The sequence below is a fragment of the Hutsoniella sourekii ATCC 700629 genome (genome assembly GCF_000518205.1).
GTDB lineage: Bacteria > Bacillota > Bacilli > Lactobacillales > Aerococcaceae > Hutsoniella > Hutsoniella sourekii.
The window spans coordinates 14,366-34,442 of the sequence record NZ_JADD01000024.1 but is presented as its reverse complement, the minus strand read 5'-3'; the positions used below and the strand labels follow the sequence as shown (position 1 = coordinate 34,442).

Here is a 20,077-nt window from a genome sequence, read left to right as displayed (position 1 = left end):
TAGGACGACGTCCTTTAAGAGATTTATGTTCAGTGGCGTTATCTTGAGCCAGTTGGGCATCATAACTAGCTGATTGAACACGTTTAAGTTCACGATAAATTGTTGAGCGGTGTCGCCCAATGGCTTGAGCAATTTGACTAGCTGTATAGCCCTCATGATAAAGTACTTCTATTTTTGAACGGTCTTCTATGGTAAGATGTTTGTAGCTCATAACAGGTCCTCCGTGTGTGTTTTTGTGGTTACTAACATTTTACACGAACCTGTTATGGGTTTTCTTGTTTGTCGCAATTAATTTTACAATCTATCTTATGAAAAAATCACCCAAGCTTAACAATCAGCTTGGGTGATGGAATAAATATTTATCTTATTAGTCTTGTCTAAGAGTAGATGAAAAGGCTAGACCTAATCCAGCTAAAGTTGTGAGAGAGGCAGTAATGAGTAGACTAACTGAGGAATCTTCACCTGTGTCCGGCAGGAGTCCACCGACTTTGCCATTGCTAGTTGGTTTGCGTTTCGCACGTTTAGGAGTGTTTTTTCCTCCATTGTGTCTACCACCGCATTTTGGTTGAGTTTTGTTGCCACTGTTTTTGCCACCGCAATCGTTGGTAGATGAATTCCCATTTGGATTAGTATTATCTGTTTCATCACCGTTATTATTACTCGGAGAGGATGATTGAGAATCCGTGCTCGAACTATCCGGATTTGGTGTCGATTCAGACTCTGGTTCAGAGCTAATGGATTCTGAATGGATTGGTTTAGTTCCAACAGCAATAATTTCATCGATAGGTTCTTTTATGATGTTCCCTCTAAAATCTTTCAGTCCATTGACGCCCTCTTGTATTACTTTTTCAACTCCAACTTCTAATGATGGATCTTCTTGTCTTACTGTTTTGAATGGGATAGTTATGCCATCCGGATGGTTGATGGTTAATTTGACATGTTTTGTTTTGCCAGCGACGAAATCATTAACTTCTTTGCCCAATAGGCCTAAACCAGAATTATAGTCTGAGGTAAATCTGCTATCATTTCCGTGCACAAAATAAATGGCCTCGTTGCCGTATTTAAGTTTATTCATATCGATATCAAATGTCACAAAACCATTTTCATCTGTTTCGGCTTGAGTATTATGACGTTTAAGCCTGAATGTGATACCTGCCTCAACTGGCGTACCGTCCGGATAAGTAACTTCAACTTCCATCGATGCGAATTCGCCCTCATCTTCTGGATTGATAATGGATGCGGTGACGGAATTAGGACTCCCAGGTCTTATATTTCTTATCTCAAGTCCTTGGAAGCCTGGTTTATAATTATTATCAAATTTAGGTCCGTTCCCTTTGATAAAATATAAATAATCATAATCACTATAATTATTAGGGTCAAGCTCAAATCTGGCAATGCCTGAAGTGTCTGTAGTCGCTTCGACGTCGTTTATATTTAGTCTAAGTATAAAACCTTCACCAACTGGACTGCCGTCTTCATAGTTTAATTGTACTTCAACTATGACGCGTTCTTGTACATTATCTTCATCTTCCTCGTCATCTTCTTCCGGTCGAGCGACCCGGGCCATATGCATATCTAGACTCTCTTCATCAGTGCCTTCTTCTGTTGGTTCCTCAGGGATATCTTCAAAATAGACATCATGATTCGAGTCTTCTTCATCCCAATCAAAGACTTCTTCAGTGAGATCTTCCCCAAAGATTTCTTCTGCTAGGGTTGTCACTGGTGCAAGGGCTAGACTAGCCACTAAGGTCAGGCTACTTAATTTCAATAAATATTTTTTCATGGCTCTTCTCCTTTAACTTTTTCTTTTTAACTTAACTTTATTGTAAGGGCTTAGCTCTTATTTTTGGGGGATAATTCCTGAACGGTCATTATTTATGCCTCAACGACATTTATTTTCCAAATATGACTCATCTATGGGATAATAATAGAAATAAAAGGGGGTAGACAAATGGCAACAAATAAATGGATCCAAGCGGGTAAAGGATTGCTATTGGCTAGTGGTCTGGTTAGTATGAGTACCCTTGTTATTGGGAATCTCTTTGTTGATTATGCACTCGTTCCAGGTAATGGGGGGCAAGATCGGGACGTGGATGAGGAAGGATCCTCTACGCGCTTTCAAAGTAAGATCGACCAAGCTCAAGAGGCGGCCTTTAAAGAAGCGCAAGATTGGCGAGCTGATTTACAAGAATTAGCTCCCCGGGTGGAAATTCAATCCCGATCAGGACTTTATCTGCGTGGACAAGTCTTCAAGCAAGTTGGCAAGAGTCACCGCTGGATGATTATCGTGCACGGCTATCAAGTAGACCAAGAGGCTTCATTGGCCTTGGCGCACCAATTCTATCTAAGAGGTTACAATGTCTTAATTTACGACCAAAGGGCCCACGGCTTAAGTGAAGGGACTTATATTACTATGGGTCAATTTGAGCAGTCTGACTTGTTGGAGTGGACCCGTTATGTGATTAGTCTGGATAAGCGGGCCAAGATTGTCTATCATGGGACTTCCATGGGCGGCGCTACGGTCTTAATGGCCTCAGGCAAGCCCTTGCCTAAACAGGTCAAGGCTATTATCTCTGATTGTGGCTATAGTAAGACTTGGGATATTATGGCCTTAGAATTAAAGAAACGCTTTAACTTAACGGCCTTTCCTTTCTTAGAGATGGCACGCTTAATGGCGCGTCTACGGATCGGCATTGACCTCAAGGATATTCAACCCATTCGCGAAGTGCGTAAGAGTCGCTTGCCGATCTTGTTTGTCCATACGGAGCCGGATTCCTTTGTGCCTGTTGAGATGGCTAAGGACTTATACTTGGCCAAGCGACATGGGCCTAAGGAGATCTATTTGATTCCTGAAGGCCAACATGCTCAAGCGCCTTACACGCCTCATTATTATGAACGTTTGGAATCTTTTATCGATAAATATATATAGAAGTGTCGCTATTCCCTGACTATTAGGCTATAATGAGAGCATTATTTGAAAAAGGAGAGGTAAAATGTTTAAACAATTAAAGAAATTAGGCTTATCGCTAGTAGCCTTATCGCTTGCTTTCTTAATTCCAGCTCAGGCTTTAGCACAAGAGTCATCGTTTGCTGGGGAGACTGTTTCAGTGGGAGTAGTAGGAGATCTAGGTGATGAGATCTGGCGCTATGTAGCCGATAAGGCAGAAAAAGAAGCCGGCATTAAGGTAGAGGTGACCCTCTTAACGGACTACAACCAACCCAATGAGGCGGTTATGAATGGCTCCTTGAATATGAATGCCTTTCAACATGTGGCCTTCTTGAACGATTGGAATGAAGCCAACGATGGCGATCTAGTTAGTCTGGGCTATACCTTTGTCACAGAAATGGGAATCTTCTCTAATAAGGTCGATCAATTAGAAGACCTTCAAGAAGGTGCAACGATCGCTATCCCTAATGATCCCACTAATGGTGGCCGTGCCCTACTAGCCTTAGAATTAGCAGGTTTGATTGAAGTGGATGATGCAGCTGGCATTCTAGCTACACCTAAGGATGTAACAGCTAACCCTCATCAGTTGAAGTTTGAAGAATTGGACGCTCACCAAGTAGCCCAATCCTTGCCTGATGTTGATGCTGGTGTCTTAGGGACGGGTCTAGCTACTGATGCAGGGATTTCAATTGATGAAGCCCTGTTTGTCGATACCGAAGACTTGGACCAGTTAGATGAAGCTTACCGTAATGTGATTGCGGTTCGTCAAGGTGATCAAGATAACCCACTCTTCCAAAAGATTGTCGAACTCTTCCAAAGTGAAGATGTCGCTAAGGTCATCAATCAAGCGAGCCAGGGTGGGGCAATTCCTGCTTGGTAGACCTAGATTGAAATGCGTGATGAAATTAGTTATAATCAAGAAAATGGGAATGAGGCACTCCCTAACGTGCGGACGTTGAACCGCTAGAATTCTAGCTAATGGCTTCTGTATGTCTGTTTGGCATACAGAAGTTTTTTTGTGTCTTAAGATAAGGAGGAGTAGGATGTTATTAAGTGTTGCTGGAGTTATAATTGTGGGTAGTCTGATGGGAGCAATTTTTAATTGTTTGAAGTTGCCACGTCTTCTTGGTTACTTGTTGGCTGGCATCTTATTGGGGCCTTCAATGCTTGATAGTCTAGATCCCGGCTTTCTCCAATTGTCGCCGATCATTAGGCGGGTAGCCCTAATCATTATATTAGTTCGAGCAGGTTTAACCTTGAATATGAGACAACTGACTCAAGTCGGTCGTCCGGCCTTGCTCTTATGCTTTGTGCCGGCTTCCATGGAAATGCTTGGGGCGCTCCTAGTCGGTCCCTGGCTCTTGGGTCTATCCTTAGCGGAATCCCTCTTGATCGGGAGTGTCTTGGCAGCTGTCTCGCCAGCTGTGGTTGTGCCTAGAATGGTAAACCTCATTGAAGATGGCTATGGTGTCAACAAACAAATTCCCCAAATGATTCTAGCGGGGGCTTCGGCGGATGATGTTTATGTATTGGTCTTATTTACGGCCTTTATGTCCTTGAACCTAAGCGGTCACTTCCAAGCCTTGGATCTATTAAAGGTACCGGTTGCGATCTTGTCCGGTATCTTAATAGGTTGGTTGATAGGCTTCTTCCTGGTGAAATTTCTCCAACGCTATTCTATCGATCGGATGATGCAGATTTTGCTGATTTTGGCTATTAGTTTTATCTTGGTCACGCTTGAAGATTACTGTCAGGGTTATTATTCGGGTCTTCTGTCGATTATTAGTATGAATATGATGATTTTTCGAGAGATGCCTGAGGATGCTAGTTCCTTATCGCGAGGTTTTAATCACCTTTGGCGGGGAGCAGAGATCTTCTTGTTCTTTCTGGTTGGGGCCAGTGTTGACTTGTCCTATACCCTTAAGAGCAGTTGGCTCCCCCTTGTATTTATTGCTTGTTTACTAGTCTTCCGGGTGGTTGGAGTCGCCTTGGCGCTGGTTCACACAGCCTTAAGTAAGCAGGAGCGTTTATTTGTAGCCTTTGCCTATTTGCCAAAGGCGACTGTCCAAGCAGCAATCGGTAGCTTGCCCTTAGCTAGCGGACTAGCCAGTGGTGAATTGATCCTGAGTGTATCGGTTCTATCAATCTTAACAACGGCCCCTTTAGGAGCAATTCTAACAGATTACTTTGCGGGTAAGTGGTTGACCCGGTCCAATTGAAACACTTGCAGTGACCCTATCCAAGGGGTATCATTAGAGAATAATGATAAAAGAAAGAAGGGAAGTCATGCTTGAAGCCATTCTCAAGACCTTAGAAGACAAGTATCCGCGCATGGTAGCTATTAGGCGCTATCTCCATCAATATCCAGAGCTATCCTTTGAAGAAGTGGAGACGGCGCGGTATATTGCAGACTTTTATGAAGATTTAGCTTGTCAAGTGGAGACTAATGTTGGGGGCCATGGAGTGAAGATTACGATTGATTCCGGACGGCCTGGTCGAACCTTAGCTATTCGCGCCGACTTTGATGGCCTACCGATTCAAGAAGAGACAGGCCTGGCCTTTGCTTCCAAGAATCCGGGCTTGATGCATGCTTGTGGTCATGATGGTCATACAGCCTATCTCCTGATTCTGGCTGAAACCTTGATCGAGTTCAAGGACCAACTCAGCGGTCGGATCATCATTATTCACCAACCTGCTGAAGAACAGCCACCAGGTGGCGCCCTGCCTATGATCCAAGAGGGTGTTTTGGAGGGGGTTGACCATGTCCTTGGTCTTCATTTGATGAGTCAAATGCCTTTTGGCCAGGTGAATTATGGCCTAGAAGAAATCCAGACCGGCCGGTCTTACTTCAAGATTAAGGTGCAGGGACAAGGAGGACATGGTTCCAGTCCGCATGAAGCTAATGATGCGATTGTTGCAGCCAGTCACTTTGTGGTGGCCAGTCAGACCATTGTCTCCCGTAGATTGAATCCATTTGATATGGGCGTGGTGACGATTGGTTCCTTTGATGGGGCGGGGACCTTTAATGTCATTAAGGATTCGGTGGTCTTGGAAGGGGATGTTCGTGCGATGACGGATCAGACCTTAGCGACCATTGAAGAGGAGATTCAATCTATTTGCCGAGGCTTGGAAGCGATGTTTGGCGTGACCTGTCAAGTTGACTACCAGCACCAGTATCCAGCCCTCTATAATGATCCTGACTTTACCTTAGCGAATATGCAAGCTATTGAAGAGGCCCATTTGGATTTGGTGGAATCGGTTAATGATATTGGAGCAATTCCTCCTTCCGAAGACTTTGCCTACTTTGCCAAAGAGCGTCCGTCTACTTACTTTTTTATTGGTGCTCAAGTGGCTGAGGGCATAGCTTATCCGCACCACCATCCTAAGTTTGACTTTAATGAGCAGGCCATGCTTGTGGCTGCTCAGGCTATGGCTTGCCTAGTGGTTAATTATATCAGCCATCAATAAAATAATTCCCAGTCTCGCTCGACGGCAAGGCTGGGAATTTTTGTACTTAAATTAAGTTATGCACAGCTTGGTAGATTCGCTTAGCAATATAAGGATTATTCATGGTATATAAGTGGATGCCATCGACGCCTTGACTAATCAAATCAACAATTTGATTAACGGCATAGGCAATGCCAGCATCCCGCATGGCAACTGGATTATCTTGGTAGCGGTCCATCATCTTAGTGAACTTGCTTGGTAACTTGACACCACATAAGCTGGTCATCCGCTCGATTTGGCTCTTGTTGACGACAGGCATAATTCCCGCTTCAATTGGAACTTCGATACCAGCTAATTCACAGCGTTCCTTGAAGGCGTAGAAGTCCTGGTTATCTAAGAAAAGTTGTGTGATCAGATGATCCACACCCGCATCGACTTTAATTTTTAGGTGTTTGATATCTTCAACCTTATTCTTGGTATCGATATGACCTTCTGGGTAACAAGCAGCGACAATGTTGAAGTCGCCATGTTCCTTGATAAAGGCGATCATATCTGAAGCATATTCAAAGTCTCCAGGGGCATATTGACCGTCTGGTAGGTCTCCTCTTAAGGCGAGAATATTCTCGATCCCTCGTTGTTCTAATTCCTGCAAGATTTCAAGTAATTCTTTTTGAGTCATACCGATACAAGGCAAGTGGGCGATGGCTGGGATACCACTATCTTTAATGGACTGGGCAATAGCCAGGCTTTGACTATGGTTACCCCCACCCCCGGCACCATAAGTAACGCTGATACAGTCAGGTGACAGCTCCTTTAATTCATCCAACGTGTGGTAGATGGAAGAGAGGTTAGTCGCCTTCTTCGGCGGAAAAACTTCATAAGACAGGATCGTTTTATCCTTGAATAGTTCCTTGGTTTTCATGGTACACTTCCTCTCTAGCTTGAACCAGATGCTTCAAGCTGGCCACTGTTTCTTCCACATGGCGTGTTTTTAACCCGCAGTCTGGGTTAATCCAGACCTTTTCGATAGCTACTTTGTCTAGTATTTTATAAATGGTCGCCTTGATTTCTTCTACTGAAGGAACCCGTGGCGAGTGGATATCGTAGACGCCAGGTCCGACTTGAGTTTGGAAGTTGTTTTCCTTTAGGGCATCTAGAATTTCCAGCTTGGACCGTGAGGCCTCGAAAGTAATCACATCTGCGTCCATATTGTCGATTGCTGGAATAATATCAGTGAATTCGCTGTAGCACATATGGGTATGAATTTGCGTGCTAGCTTGGACTCCGCTGTGAACGAGCCGGAAGGCTGGGATGGCCCAGTCTAAGTATTGGCTGTACCAATCACTTTGGCGAAGGGGGAGCTTCTCTCTTAGAGCGGCTTCATCAATTTGGATGATCTGGATGCCGTTAGCCTCTAGATCCAAGACCTCATCACGGATTGCCAGAGCGATTTGGTAGGTGGACTCCTTGATTGAGATATCTTCACGTGGGAAGGACCAATTCAAGATGGTTACCGGTCCGGTTAGCATGCCCTTGACAAAATGGTTGGTCTGCTTTTGGGCGTAAGTTGACCATTCAACAGTCATAGCATGGGGACGGGAGACATCTCCCCAGATAATGGGTGGCTTCACACAGCGGGTCCCGTATGATTGAACCCAGGCATATTGGGTGAAGAGGTAACCATTTAGTTGTTCACCAAAGTATTCCACCATATCATTTCGTTCAAATTCACCGTGAACCAAGACATCTAGTCCGATCTCTTCCTGCAGTTTGATGTAGGCTTTAATTTGTTCCTGGTTAAAAGCAATATATTGATCTTGATCAATGCGTCCTTTTTTATAGTCAGCCCGGTTTTTCTTAACGTCTCTAGTTTGCGGGAAGGAGCCAATGGTCGTTGTTGGTAAGAGTGGTAAGTTAAGGCTTGCTCTTTGTGCAGTGACTCGCTCTTTTAGGGCAGGTTGACGGGTGAAGAGTTCCTGGGTGATTGCTTGAGTACGCTTTTGTACCGCTGGATCCTTAGCGTCTGGTCGATCTTGGCTGAAGAGGTCTTGATTGCTTTGGTAGAGACTTTGGCTATTATCAGTTTCTTTGAAGATAGCCTTCAGTTCAGCTAATTCCTTTAATTTTTCTTCTGCAAAGGCGAAATGGGCCTTGTATTGTGGCGGTAGTTGATCTTCTGCTTCTAAGCGGTAAGGTACATGTAAGAGCGAGCAGGAACTACTAAGGACCAAGTGATTCACATCGGTTGCCAGTTCTTGCAGGATTGCTAGCGTTTCTTGGTAATGGTTAGCCCAAATGTTCTTTCCATTAATCAAGCCAGCAAAAAGCCATTTATCTGAAGGGAAGCCATAGCTTTGGACGAGCTCAAGGCTCTTGCGCCCTTCAACAAAATCCAAACCCACACCGTCAAGATCTAATTCAATAAGGCGGGGGTAAATATCGCGAACATCGCCAAAGTATGTTTGTAAGAGAATCTTGACCTGCCCTTTATACTTCAAGAGGTCTTGATAAATATCTAGGAAGAAGGCTTGGTCGGCTGCTTCCAGGTCATATACAAGATCTGGTTCATCCACTTGAACCCACTGAACACCTGCTTGGTCCAATTGTTCTAATAATTGACCATAGGCATGCACTAAATCAGGAGCGAAATCAGAAGCGGTCTTCTTGCCTTGATAGCGCAATTTCTTCAAGAGGGTAAAAGGTCCAATAATCACTGGCTTAGTTTCAATACCCAATTGCTTGGCTTCCAAGTAGTAGTCAAGTGCTTGGCTGTTAGCCAATTTGATTGGAGTGTCGTCTTCAATCTCGGGCACCATGTAATGGTAGTTGGTGTTGAACCATTTCTTCATAGCTAGGGCTTTTACATCCCCCTTGTCTCCTTGGTAGCCACGAGCTTGAGCAAAGTAAGTATCCAATTCGCTTAAAGCTAAGTCTTGATAGCGTCTAGGAACAATGTTGAAGGAGACAGCAGTATCTAAGAGTAGATCATAGAAAGAGAAGTCGTTGGAAGGAATAAAGTCTAATCCACTTTTGGCTTGTTGTTGCCATTGGCTGTGGCGGATTTCCTTGGCAGTGGCTTGAAGTTCATCTTCGGTAATTTCTTGACGAAAATATTTTTCGGTTTGGAATTTAAGCTGACGTGAGTGACCAATTCTGGGGTAACCAATGATTGATGTTTGCATGGGCGATTCTCCTTGTCCTTATCGAATGGGATTCGATTTAATGATGGTAAGTATAGCAAGTCGACCTTGCTAGGAGAAATACCTACTTTGAATCGGTAGGGATAGCCTACTGATATGGCATCACTTCAAAATAAGCAGATAAAATAAAATACAATTCAGCGCTTTGAAATTGGAAAATAGATTTGCGAAATAAGAAAACACCTCCCCATCCGCTTTCTTGGATCAGCAAATAGCCGCAAGTCTAGAGATAAAATGAATAAATCATGAGCAGACAGCTTATTTCACTCACTTAATGAAAAATAAATGAGAATTTAGAATTAAATATGATATACTATCTTTAACTGTCGCCCCAGTGCGGAGTAAAGATAAAATAATAGAAAAGGGTGAGTGGGATAAATATGAACAGAGCAAAAAACTTTATTTTAATTTCCCCCCATTTCCCGGCTAACTTTGAACCTTTTGCGATTCGCTTAAAGGCGAATGGTTTTAATGTTTTCGGGATTGCTGATGAAGCTTACGATCGACTGAGCCCTAAGCTAAGAGAGGCCTTAACGGAATATTATCGGGTCGATGATATGAATGATTATGAGCAGATGTATCGAGCGGTGGCTTATTTTGCCTTCAAGTACGGGCGGATTGACCGAATTGAATCCAATAATGAACACTGGTTAGAAACGGATGCCAGATTACGGACCGACTTTAACGTTCCGGGACTTAAGTCAGAAGATATGGAAGTGATCAAGCATAAGTCCAAGATGAAGGAAGTCTTCCGCAAGCATAAGTTGCCGGTGGCTAGGGGCCGAGTGATTACAGATGATAAGGATGCCCGTAAGTTGGCTAAGGAGCTCAAGTTCCCTGTGATTGCTAAGCCTGATTCAGGGGTTGGAGCAAGTGATACTTGGAAGATTAAGACACCGAAGGATCTTGATCGATTTCTTCAAGAGCGTAATCCTGAGGTTTCCTATATTATGGAAGAGTATATTCCAGGAAATATTGTGACCTATGACGGTTTGGTAGACCAAGACGGGAAGATTGTCTTTGACGCTTCGATTACACATGATAAGCCCGTCTTAGATGTGGTTGCTGACCATACAGATATGTATTTCTTTATCAAGCGTGATATTCCGGAAGATTTAAGAGAACTAGGACAAAAAGCGGTACAAGCTTTTGGTATTAAAGAACGCTTTTTCCATTTTGAGTTCTTCCGCTTAGATAATGGGGATTTAATCTGTCTGGAAATTAATTGTCGGCCACCAGGTGGATCGACGATTGACCTTTGGAATTATGGCAATGATTTTGATATTTTTGATCAGTATGCCCAGGTGGTTAAGAACAATGAATTTACAGCTGAATTAACTCGCCCTTATCACGTCGCTTATATTTCTCGGATTGATGAGGTGGATTACGTGCACAGTCATGATGATATTTACCGTCATTATGGTGATGAGATCTTATATGATATTGTTCACCCAGGTGTTTTTGCGGCTGTAATGGGGAATATTGGCTATGTCTTTAAGACACCTAGTGAAGATAAATTGTATGAAATATTAGATTATATCAGTGAGCGTCAAACGACTGATTAATAAATAAGGAGATTATGGTATGCATTTTGAAACAGGAAGTCATTATAGTGGCCACTTAGGCCAGGAGATGGGTTATAATCGCTACGGTCATAGTGGAGTTCCCGTGATTGTGTTTCCTTCGTCTGGGGGAAGCAAGGATGAATTTGCCGATTTCGGTATGATTAATGCCTTGAATCGCTTTATTGAAGAAGGTAAGATTCAAGTTTTTACACCTGAAAGTTACGATAGTCAGTCTTGGCTAAATGAGCACAAGTCAGCTCATGATCAAGGTCAAGCTCATAATGCTTATGATCGTTATATTATTGGAGAATTCTTGCCACATGTTCGTCATTTGACGGGTTGGCAGGGTAAGGTTATTGCAACAGGGGCTTCCATGGGAGGCTTCCATACCATGAATTTTGCCTTGAGACATCCGGATGTTTTTGGGGTTGCGATTGCCTTAAGTGGTGTCTATGATGCGCGTTTCTTTACCGATGAATTTGGTGGGGATATGAGCGTCTATGAGAATTCGCCAATTGATTATATTTGGAATATGGAGGATCCTTGGTTCTTGGATCAATACCGCCAGAACCATTATATTATTTGTGTGGGTCAAGGCGCTTGGGAAGGGCCACATGTGCTGGATACTCGCCGCTTAGAAACGGCCTTTGACGCCAAGTCGATTCCGGCTTGGTTTGACTATTGGGGTCCCGATGTTCCTCACGATTGGGATGCTTGGCGCGACCAAATCTATTACTTCTTTAATGAATTAGACCGTCAGGGAATTATTTAAAGAGTCAGCAGCTACTACAGGGATACCTCTTCTTGTAGTGGCTGTTTTTCTCTTATTTTTAATCAGACCTTAGAAGGATATCAAGTCTAGCCTATTGTTGTAGAATAGAGAATAAAGAGGTGGTAAAATGACTATTATTTTAAATATTTTATGGTTTATCTTTGGCGGCTTTATCAGTGGCTTCGCTTGGTTAGCTATTGGTGTCTTATGGTGCTTGTCAATTGTTGGTATTCCAGTGGGACTCCAATGCTTCAAGCTGGCTCAACTGAGCGCCTGGCCGTTTGGTAGAGAGGTGGTTCACCGAGAATCAACGGGTGCTTTTGCCATGAATTTGCTTTGGCTTATCTTTGGTGGGGTGCCGATTGCAGCAGCTGAATTATTAACGGGATTGGCTCTGTGCTTTACATTGATTGGTATTCCTTGGGGTTTACAGCATGTCAAGTTGGCTCGCTTGGCCTTATTCCCCTTTGGTGCATCCATTATTCGTGACAGATTCTAAGTTTTGGCATCATCGAATCAAAAGTGCTTGGCTATGAGCTAAGTAGTTGATGGGTGGTGCTTTTCTGTTTGGGTCATTTATACCAGTGACCACTGGCGCTTTCTTTTCGTTTCTTGCTTTATTTTAATTTGTCGGGTTACAATTAGAGACAATTGTAGTAGAATAATAGGAGAAATAAAGCAATAGACGAGGGGTAAGCGGATGAAAGTTCATAGTTTAACACAGTATTTCGTAGATATGGTCAATGAAATTTCAGGAACCACTAAGGCCAGAATTTGGCGTTTGGCTGATTTAGTTTCCTTTATCGTGAGCGGGCTCTTAGCTTACAGTTTCTTTTGGGAACTAACCACTGTGCCATTGATTTTTTATGCTTTGGCTATCGGCTTGGGTTACTTGGTTTATCTATTATTATCCAAATTTACGGGCTTGAGTCAGCGATTGAATCGTTATAGCGGGATTGCTGATTTAACTAGCTTGTTCTTTCTAGTCTGTGCGTCCTCCCTATTGGGTGGCTTTCTTGTTTATGGCTTGGTCCACCCGATTTCGATCCGTTATTTGCTCTTGGCTACCTTGTTAACGGGGGTCTCAGTGATTGGGCTTAGAACTTTATGGCAGGCCCTGTTTCTATCCAGACAACGAATGGTAGACCTACAAGGGGGCAATACGGACGAGAAGCGTCGTCTGCTAGTGATTGGTGCGGGTGATGGTGGCTCTTTATTTATGGATAATTACAAGCGTCACCCACAAAAAATTGAAGTGGTCGGTATCTTGGATCAGGATCCAGATAAACACAACAAGGTAATTGGTGGTGCTCGGGTACTGGGTGATATTGATCTAATACCGGATCTTGTCAACCATTATGCGATCAATGAAATTGTAGTCGCCATCCCTTCGATTCAACCAGAAGCCTATGAAAAGATATTGGCTATCACTAATCCTTACAAGGTTCAGCTTTATAAGATGCCTAAGGTAGAAGAGGTCATCCAAGGATCCTATCGTCCCTTGGTCACTGCCAATCAAGTTAATATTGCAGACTTATTAGGGCGCAAGGAGATTCAATTAGATGAGCAGAAATTACGAGCTGAGATCGAAGGCAAGACCATCTTAATCACTGGAGCTGGTGGATCAATTGGTTCAGAAATAGTTCGTCAAGTCACCCGTCTTAATCCACGTACTGTTGTCCTATTAGGCCACGGAGAGAATTCGATCTATCAGATTTACCACGAAATGCTCAAGGTGCCAAACATGGTCAATTATGAACCCGTTATTGCTGATATCAAGGACTATGGTCGTTTGCTAGCGGTTTTTGAGAAGTATCAGCCTGATATTGTCTATCATGCGGCGGCCCACAAGCATGTCCCGCTAATGGAGATGAACCCGATAGAAACCTTTACCAACAATATCAAGGGAACCTATAATGTAGCTAAAGCTGTTGATGCAACGGCTACCGGCAAGATGGTAATGGTGTCGACGGACAAGGCGGTTAACTCTACCAACGTGATGGGAGCAAGTAAGCGGGTAGCTGAATTAATTGTAACGGCCTTTGACCAGAAGAGTGAGTCTACCTATTGTTCAGTTCGCTTCGGTAATGTACTGGGTAGTCGGGGAAGTGTGATTCCAGTCTTTGAAAAGCAAATCAAAGCTGGTGGCCCGGTAACCGTAACAGATTTTCGAATGATTCGTTACTTTATGACGATTCCGGAGGCCAGTCAATTAGTGATATATGCCGGCGCCTTTGCCCAGAATGGGGAGGTCTTTATTCTCGATATGGGTGAACCGGTACGAATTGTGGATCTGGCCCGGAAGCTGATCTTGTTAAGTGGCTATACCGAAGATGAGATTGAAATTGTTGAATCAGGTATCCGTCCAGGTGAGAAGCTCTATGAAGAACTATTGGCAAGTGAAGAAAATGTCGCCAGAAAAATTGACGATAAGATCTTTATTGGGAAGGTTGAAACGATGTCTCTAAATGATTTGGACCGCTTTATTGGGCAAATTGAAGGTCTTCCTGTTGACCAGCTCAAGCAAGAGATTATTGCTTTTGCTAATGCGACTACCCAAGATAAGCCAGAAGCTTCAGCCGAGTTAGTAAGTGAATAGGAGAGAAATAATGAAGAAGATGATTAAAGTCCTGCTAGTGATATTCCTAACCTTTATGGCTGGGACAGGTCTAGCTCAACCAAGTGTACAAGCTCAAGGCGATACCTTATCTATTCTCTTAATGGGAGTGGATACGGGAGATTTAGGTCGCGATGAACAGGGGCGTTCAGATGTAATGATGCTCTTAACTGCCAACCTCAAGGACAATTCAGTAGCCTTGACTAGTATTCCTCGTGATACTTATGTCGATATTCCAGGTTATGGTATGGACAAAATCAACCATGCCTATGCCTTTGGCGGTTCAGACTTAGCCGTTGAGACGGTCAACCAATTATTTGACATTGACATCGATCACTATCTAACTGTTAATATGGCCGGCTTAAAAGATATCGTTGATGCAGTGGATGGTGTTGAAGTGGTTCCACCAACTAGCTTCACCATTGATGGCTATGAGTTTATCGAAGGTCAAAAAACACCCCTTGACGGTGAAGCAGCCCTACAATATGCTAGAGAACGTTATACATCCGGTGGTGACTATGCGCGTCAAGAACGTCAGCGTGATATCATCCAGGCGGTTGTTACTAAGGTTCAATCCATTCCTAAGACAGATGTAATTACCTTAGGTAAGGCAGGGATGGCTTTGAACAAGAATATTGATACCAGCTTAGGTATGGGTGAAGTGATGGATTTAGGTAGCAAGTTCTATCAAATGTCTGATCAAATTGAACAGTACCAGTTAACAGGTAATGGCCAAATGATTGACGGCGTCTATTACGATATTCCAGATGAAGATTCTTTAGCAGAAATCACCCAGAATATTCACCAACAATTAGGTATATCCTAATCCTATAGGACAGAAAAATCGAGCCGGTATCAATTTAGATATCGGCTCGATTTTTTATGGCTTTTGTTACCACTAAAGCTTATCCGAATTAATCTGATCTAAGACCTTTGAATAATAGCTAACCAGACCTCGAGTCCAATGGATGATCTCTTCATCAGCATCCTGATTCAGCCGGGAGCAGGTGTCAAGATAGGCCTGCTTAACTTTTAAGGCCAGATCACGTCCGGTAGGTGATAGTTGATAGATCTTGTAATGACCTCTGCGCTCCTCATCTTCAAGTAGCCAAGTGCGTCTCACCATGTTGCGCAGTAGATCTTGAATCCGTTTAGGATGGAAGAGGTGCAAGTCGGTTCGAATATGCCGACTAGTAAAATTATCGTGATCCAAGCAATAGATCAGAACAATAATTTGTAAGAAAGTAAGCGTAGGGCAGTCAATCTTTTGTTCTTTCAGGGCTTGGTTGACAGCGTTTTGGATAAGATCACTAATGGCTGCTAGTTGCTGGCCCGCTTTAAGGGCGAGTAATTGCTGATGGTTCTTCTTTGAAGTAGATTGATAGTCAGCTTGTCCAGATTCTTGTACTTGAAATTCTGAGTCCGACTTGGAACTCTTGATCTTGCTATTCAGATAGCTAATAAAGTCTTCAGCAGTTAGGTCCATCGCCAGGAGGATCTGGTCAACGGAGTCTAAGCGAACGCCTTTATTTTGATGTTCAATGCGCGAAATAGTTTTGCGATCAAGTTCACCTTCCAAGGCAATATAGTCCTGGGAGAGTCCATGAGCACGACGAAGCTCAAGTAAACCTTCTGCAATCATTTCTTGTAATGACTTCGTGCTCACCAATCCCCCTCCTTCAAGTATAGTCTCTTAAAGTTTATCAAAACCATTTTGCTTGTCTGTCCCTTAAAAGGGACAAAACAAGTGAGATATCACCTGAATAACTAGACAGTCGCTTACTGGTGATGGGTGATCTTTGTCTCTTTTAAACAAAGACTTTTGGCGATTTTTATGGTTGTCATCTAGGTTTCTCAAGGGATTCGTGTTACTATAAAAGCGTTGTCTTCATTGCTGAAGAAGGATGATTAATACAAAATAATATAGAATTGAGGGAAATAGATGGATTTAAATATACCCATGACCTTGGTTAACTGGCTCTTGGCCTTTTTACCGATGGTCTTATTGTTTACTTTATTAGTTTTTATGAAATGGCCGGCGCCTCGTGCTGGCTTTACCTCACTAGCAGTGGCAGCTGTCTTGGCCTTTGTATTCTTCCAGGCGCCCCTTCAAACGATTGGCGTGGCGATGGCTAAGGGCGCTTGGGATTCGATTGGTATCTTGCTTGTTGTTTGGACAGCGCTCTTGCTCTACCAAGTAACCTATTTTGCGGATGCCTTTGCTGCCATTCGAATTGGCGTACAGAAGATTAGTCACAATTACTTGTTCTTGATCTTGATGTTTGGTTGGATCTTTGCTTCATTCCTGCAAGGGGTGGCCGGATTCGGCGCGCCGATTGCAATTGCAGCTCCAATTCTTCTAGGGTTAGGCATGAAGCCCCTTTACGCGGTGGTGATTCCGCTAATTGGGATTAACTGGGCCACGATCTTTGGGACACTAGGTACAGCTTGGACGGCTACTTTGAACTTGGTAACCCCAGATAACCTACCATTGACCCTGCTCTATACTTCTTTATTGTTGATTATTCCTTGTCTGATTGGTGGTTTGTTTATCTGCTATTTATACGGCAAGTGGGAAGGAATTAAGGAAGGAATCTGGATGGTCTTGCTCTTCTCTCTTATTCAAGGCGGAGGCGAGCTACTGGTGTCACAATTTAATGCCGTCTTGAGTACAGTGATTCCATCGGTGGTTTCATTGGTGGTTGCGATTGCTTGGGTGGCCAAGTGGCCTAGCAACCAAAAAGCGAGCCGACTCCAAGAGACTACGCCAGTCTTAGACCATGAATCGATCCAATCCAGTCAAGAGGAACAAGAAGAGCCTAAGTTGAACATGTATGAAGCCTTGGCTCCTTATTTTGTCTTGAGTGTCCTATCGCTGGTAGGATTAGGAATTCCGGCAGTGTCTCAGTTTTTAGGTCAGTTTAATATTTCATTTGCCTTTCCAACTGTTACTACCGGTTACGATTATTTAACCACTGGAACTGATGCTTATGCTCCCCTAGCCTTATTAAGACATGCTAGCTTATATCTATTGATATCCGCTATATTTGCCTATTATTTCTTCCGTTCCAAGGGATGTTATCAAGGAGTTGAAGCGGTTCCGCAACGTTCCGTTAAGGGGATGGTCAAGGATGCCAAAGGACCTTCCCTATCGATTCTGGCCTTCTTGATGATGAGTCAGGTCCTCAGTCATTCTGGTCAAAATGCGGTCTTAGCCTTAGGAATTGGTATGGTAGCACCACCGATTCTTTATGTATTCCTAGCACCTTGGATAGGCTCGATTGGTACCTTTATGACTTCATCGACAACGTCATCCAATATCTTGTTTATTCCGATGCAAACATCAGTGGCTCAGACCACTTCAGCCTTAAGCTTTGACCAGATGATTGCCTTCCAGTCCGGAGGGTCCGCTGTGGGTAACTCGATCGCTCCAACAAATATCATCCTCGGTTTATCAACTGTTCATTCCGATCACAAGCCAACCGATGTTTATCGCATTAGTGGTATTTACATGGTGTTAACCGGACTCGTTGTCTCCATCGTTTCTGTCTTGATTCACCTCTATTTACCCCACTAATTTTCTGGACCGCCTTGGAGGCGGTCTTTTTAAGTTTTCGATAAGAAAAGACCTTTGAAAATTAAATGAAACTGAAAAACTGAGTTGACAATGCTTACATAATGGGCTAAATTAATATTAATAAATAATAAAGGGGAGAAACTCAGATGAAAAAATTTCTGAAACGTGTAGTGGCCCTAGGTGCTGCGGTCTTAGCCTTATCACCATTAGCAGGCGCTGGTACACAAGTAGCTTTTGCTCAAGATAATCAGGCCTTGAATCTGTCAATTTCAACAGAACCGCCTACGATTGACCCAGCATTGGCTACTGATAGTACGTCAGGAGCTATTATCCAGAACGTCTTCGAAGGTCTAACTGGATTCGACAAGGACGGTAAGGTTGTTCCTGGGATTGCTGAAGAGTGGGACGTTAGTGATGATGAATTAACTTATACCTTTAAGTTAAGAGATGGTGCCGTTTGGAGTAACGGAGAACCGGTTGTAGCCGGAGATTTCGAGTATGCTTGGAAGCGTGTCCTAGATCCTGAGACAGCTTCACAATATGCTTCAATTATGTATCCAATTGAAGGAGCTGAGAAATTTAACTCTGGTGAAGGAACAGCTGATGATGTAGCAGTTAAAGCTATCGATGATAAGACATTAGAAGTTAAGTTAACCCACCCAACACCATACTTTACTGAGTTAACAGCCTTCTATACTTATATGCCAGTTAACCAAAAAGCTGTTGAAGCTGGTGGTGACGGTTGGGCAGCAGACGCTGGTGAAAATTATGTAACCAACGGTGCCTATAACTTAGCTCAATGGAATCACAATGCCGACTACCAATTAGTTGCAAATGACCAATATTGGGACAAAGACAATGTATCTGTCAAGGAAGTTAATGTTCGTATCATTGAATCTGAATCAACCGCTAACAATGAGTTTGAAGCGGGTAACTTAGACTACTTAGGTTCTCCTTACGGAACCGTAGCGCTTGATTATATGGATAAGTACAGACAAGAGGATTCCTTGGAATCATTCCCATATGCAGCGATCTACTGGTACAAGGTCAACACAACAGATGAAGTTCTACAAAACAAGAACATTCGTCGAGCTCTCGCTTTAGCAATGAACCGTCAAGAATTAATTAACAATGTAACTAAGGGTGGACAACTACCTGCAACAGGAATCATTCCTCCAACGATGGAAGCCTTCAAGGAAGACCGTGGCTACTTCCAAGATAACGATATGGAAGGGGCTAAAGAAGCGCTTCAAAAAGGGATGGAAGAACTTGGAATCAAAGATCCAAAAGAGATCACTGTTAAATTATCCATCAACGACTCTGAAGCTCACTCAGCCATTGCTCAATTCGTTCAAGCTGGTTGGGTAGAAAACCTTGGTATTAACGTTGAGATTGATTCAACAGAATGGCAAGTATACCTAGACCGCTTACAACAATTAGACTATCAAGTAGGTCGTATGGGATGGATTGCTGACTTCAACGATCCTATTACCTTCTTAGATATGTACCGTACAGCTGATGAAGGTAACAACGACACTGGTTGGGAAAACGAAGAGTTCAAGAACTTAATTGATTCTGCTCGAGCAGAAACAGATGAAGCTAAGCGTTTAGATATGCTGAAACAAGCTGAAGCGATCTTAGTGGATGAAATGCCAGTTATCCCAGTTTACTACTACACTAATAATGCGGTTAAAAAACCTCACGTTCAAGACATGAAACCTAATGCTTTAGGTAACATTTACTTGAAACATGTGACTTTAGCCGCAGAATAAACCCAAAAAATAGCAATAAGATCAAACCCGAAAAATAGGAGAGTCCTTGGTGGATCCCCTATTCTTCGGGTTTCTATAGCATTTTAGAATAAGTAAGCTAATTTAGAACTGTGTCAAATTAGCTTTTAATTAAAAATAGTCCTAGTGATTATATCAAATGTTCGTTATAATGGGTCTTGT

16 protein-coding genes and 1 riboswitch are annotated in these 20,077 nt (G+C 43.1%); of the genes, 11 read left to right on the top strand and 5 right to left on the bottom strand.

Features of this window, described 5'->3' with window-relative positions; translation table 11 throughout:
• Both T408_RS0106650 and T408_RS0106645 read right to left on the bottom strand, forming a co-directional pair.
• The coding region (locus T408_RS0106650; RefSeq protein WP_028119259.1) for a helix-turn-helix domain-containing protein at positions 1-211 on the bottom strand (211 nt) is incomplete at its 3' end.
• A gap of 156 nt (positions 212-367) precedes the next feature.
• Entirely contained in the window at positions 368-1,783 is a 1,416-nt protein-coding gene (locus T408_RS0106645; protein ID WP_028119258.1) for a G5 domain-containing protein, read from the bottom strand.
• 168 nt (positions 1,784-1,951) lie between these two features.
• Between T408_RS0106645 and T408_RS0106640 the strand changes: the two genes are divergently transcribed.
• The 4 genes from T408_RS0106640 (at position 1,952) to T408_RS0106625 (ending at position 6,415) form a co-directional block, all read left to right on the top strand.
• The gene (locus T408_RS0106640) at positions 1,952-2,929 is read left to right on the top strand and encodes an alpha/beta hydrolase (RefSeq protein ID WP_035420325.1); all 978 of its coding nucleotides are present in this window, start codon (positions 1,952-1,954) and stop codon (positions 2,927-2,929) included.
• 64 nt (positions 2,930-2,993) lie between these two features.
• Positions 2,994-3,827, top strand: coding sequence for a MetQ/NlpA family ABC transporter substrate-binding protein (locus tag T408_RS0106635; protein ID WP_028119256.1), 834 nt, complete (start codon positions 2,994-2,996; stop codon positions 3,825-3,827).
• 36 nt (positions 3,828-3,863) lie between these two features.
• Positions 3,864-3,942, top strand: a riboswitch (Fluoride riboswitch).
• A gap of 48 nt (positions 3,943-3,990) precedes the next feature.
• Complete coding sequence (locus T408_RS0106630; RefSeq protein ID WP_028119255.1) at positions 3,991-5,166, top strand: cation:proton antiporter; 1,176 nt, start codon at positions 3,991-3,993, stop codon at positions 5,164-5,166.
• Positions 5,167-5,233: 67 nt separating this feature from the next.
• Positions 5,234-6,415 (top strand): amidohydrolase, encoded by a 1,182-nt coding sequence (locus T408_RS0106625; protein WP_028119254.1) that lies wholly within the window; start codon positions 5,234-5,236, stop codon positions 6,413-6,415.
• Between the two features lie 46 nt (positions 6,416-6,461).
• Here the strand turns inward: T408_RS0106625 and metF are convergent, their stop codons facing one another.
• Positions 6,462-7,316: a methylenetetrahydrofolate reductase [NAD(P)H] gene (gene metF, locus T408_RS0106620; protein WP_028119253.1), complete on the bottom strand. Its 855-nt coding sequence runs from the start codon at positions 7,314-7,316 to the stop codon at positions 6,462-6,464.
• A complete protein-coding gene (metE, locus tag T408_RS0106615; protein ID WP_028119252.1) occupies positions 7,288-9,576 on the bottom strand; it encodes a 5-methyltetrahydropteroyltriglutamate--homocysteine S-methyltransferase in 2,289 nt (762 codons plus the stop codon). The genes metF and metE overlap by 29 nt, the downstream gene beginning before the upstream one ends.
• 398 nt (positions 9,577-9,974) lie before the next feature.
• Between metE and T408_RS0106610 the strand changes: the two genes are divergently transcribed.
• The 5 genes from T408_RS0106610 to T408_RS11100 all read left to right on the top strand — a co-directional run bounded on the left by T408_RS0106610 (position 9,975) and on the right by T408_RS11100 (position 15,374).
• A complete protein-coding gene (locus T408_RS0106610; protein ID WP_028119251.1) occupies positions 9,975-11,159 on the top strand; it encodes an ATP-grasp domain-containing protein in 1,185 nt (394 codons plus the stop codon).
• Between the two features lie 19 nt (positions 11,160-11,178).
• Entirely contained in the window at positions 11,179-11,931 is a 753-nt protein-coding gene (locus T408_RS0106605) for an esterase family protein (protein WP_028119250.1), read from the top strand.
• A 127-nt stretch (positions 11,932-12,058) separates the two neighbouring features.
• On the top strand, positions 12,059-12,430 hold the full coding sequence (locus T408_RS0106600) for a YccF domain-containing protein (RefSeq protein ID WP_028119249.1): 372 nt from the start codon (positions 12,059-12,061) through the stop codon (positions 12,428-12,430).
• 201 nt (positions 12,431-12,631) lie between these two features.
• A complete protein-coding gene (locus T408_RS0106595) occupies positions 12,632-14,530 on the top strand; it encodes a polysaccharide biosynthesis protein (protein ID WP_028119248.1) in 1,899 nt (632 codons plus the stop codon).
• Between the two features lie 10 nt (positions 14,531-14,540).
• Positions 14,541-15,374, top strand: a complete 834-nt coding sequence (locus tag T408_RS11100) for an LCP family protein (protein WP_035420322.1) — start codon at positions 14,541-14,543, stop codon at positions 15,372-15,374.
• Between the two features lie 72 nt (positions 15,375-15,446).
• Here the strand turns inward: T408_RS11100 and T408_RS0106585 are convergent, their stop codons facing one another.
• Positions 15,447-16,214, bottom strand: a complete 768-nt coding sequence (locus T408_RS0106585; RefSeq protein ID WP_028119247.1) for a helix-turn-helix domain-containing protein — start codon at positions 16,212-16,214, stop codon at positions 15,447-15,449.
• Between the two features lie 276 nt (positions 16,215-16,490).
• Here T408_RS0106585 and T408_RS0106580 point away from each other — a divergent pair, with 276 nt between their 5' ends.
• Positions 16,491-18,125 (top strand): L-lactate permease, encoded by a 1,635-nt coding sequence (locus tag T408_RS0106580; protein WP_028119246.1) that lies wholly within the window; start codon positions 16,491-16,493, stop codon positions 18,123-18,125.
• A gap of 146 nt (positions 18,126-18,271) precedes the next feature.
• Positions 18,272-19,897, top strand: coding sequence for a peptide ABC transporter substrate-binding protein (locus T408_RS0106575; protein WP_028119245.1), 1,626 nt, complete (start codon positions 18,272-18,274; stop codon positions 19,895-19,897).
• Positions 19,898-20,077 lie beyond the last annotated feature (180 nt).

Bases quoted from the DNA above. Each gene is read 5' to 3' on its own strand.
- T408_RS0106645 (WP_028119258.1), bottom strand. From the start codon at position 1,783: ATGAAAAAATATTTATTGAAATTAAGTAGCCTGACCTTAGTGGCTAGT.
- T408_RS0106640 (WP_035420325.1), top strand. From the start codon at position 1,952: ATGGCAACAAATAAATGGATCCAAGCGGGTAAAGGATTGCTATTGGCT.
- T408_RS0106635 (WP_028119256.1), top strand. From the start codon at position 2,994: ATGTTTAAACAATTAAAGAAATTAGGCTTATCGCTAGTAGCCTTATCG.
- T408_RS0106630 (WP_028119255.1), top strand. From the start codon at position 3,991: ATGTTATTAAGTGTTGCTGGAGTTATAATTGTGGGTAGTCTGATGGGA.
- T408_RS0106625 (WP_028119254.1), top strand. From the start codon at position 5,234: ATGCTTGAAGCCATTCTCAAGACCTTAGAAGACAAGTATCCGCGCATG.
- metF (WP_028119253.1), bottom strand. From the start codon at position 7,316: ATGAAAACCAAGGAACTATTCAAGGATAAAACGATCCTGTCTTATGAA.
- metE (WP_028119252.1), bottom strand. From the start codon at position 9,576: ATGCAAACATCAATCATTGGTTACCCCAGAATTGGTCACTCACGTCAG.
- T408_RS0106610 (WP_028119251.1), top strand. From the start codon at position 9,975: ATGAACAGAGCAAAAAACTTTATTTTAATTTCCCCCCATTTCCCGGCT.
- T408_RS0106605 (WP_028119250.1), top strand. From the start codon at position 11,179: ATGCATTTTGAAACAGGAAGTCATTATAGTGGCCACTTAGGCCAGGAG.
- T408_RS0106600 (WP_028119249.1), top strand. From the start codon at position 12,059: ATGACTATTATTTTAAATATTTTATGGTTTATCTTTGGCGGCTTTATC.
- T408_RS0106595 (WP_028119248.1), top strand. From the start codon at position 12,632: ATGAAAGTTCATAGTTTAACACAGTATTTCGTAGATATGGTCAATGAA.
- T408_RS11100 (WP_035420322.1), top strand. From the start codon at position 14,541: ATGAAGAAGATGATTAAAGTCCTGCTAGTGATATTCCTAACCTTTATG.
- T408_RS0106580 (WP_028119246.1), top strand. From the start codon at position 16,491: ATGGATTTAAATATACCCATGACCTTGGTTAACTGGCTCTTGGCCTTT.
- T408_RS0106575 (WP_028119245.1), top strand. From the start codon at position 18,272: ATGAAAAAATTTCTGAAACGTGTAGTGGCCCTAGGTGCTGCGGTCTTA.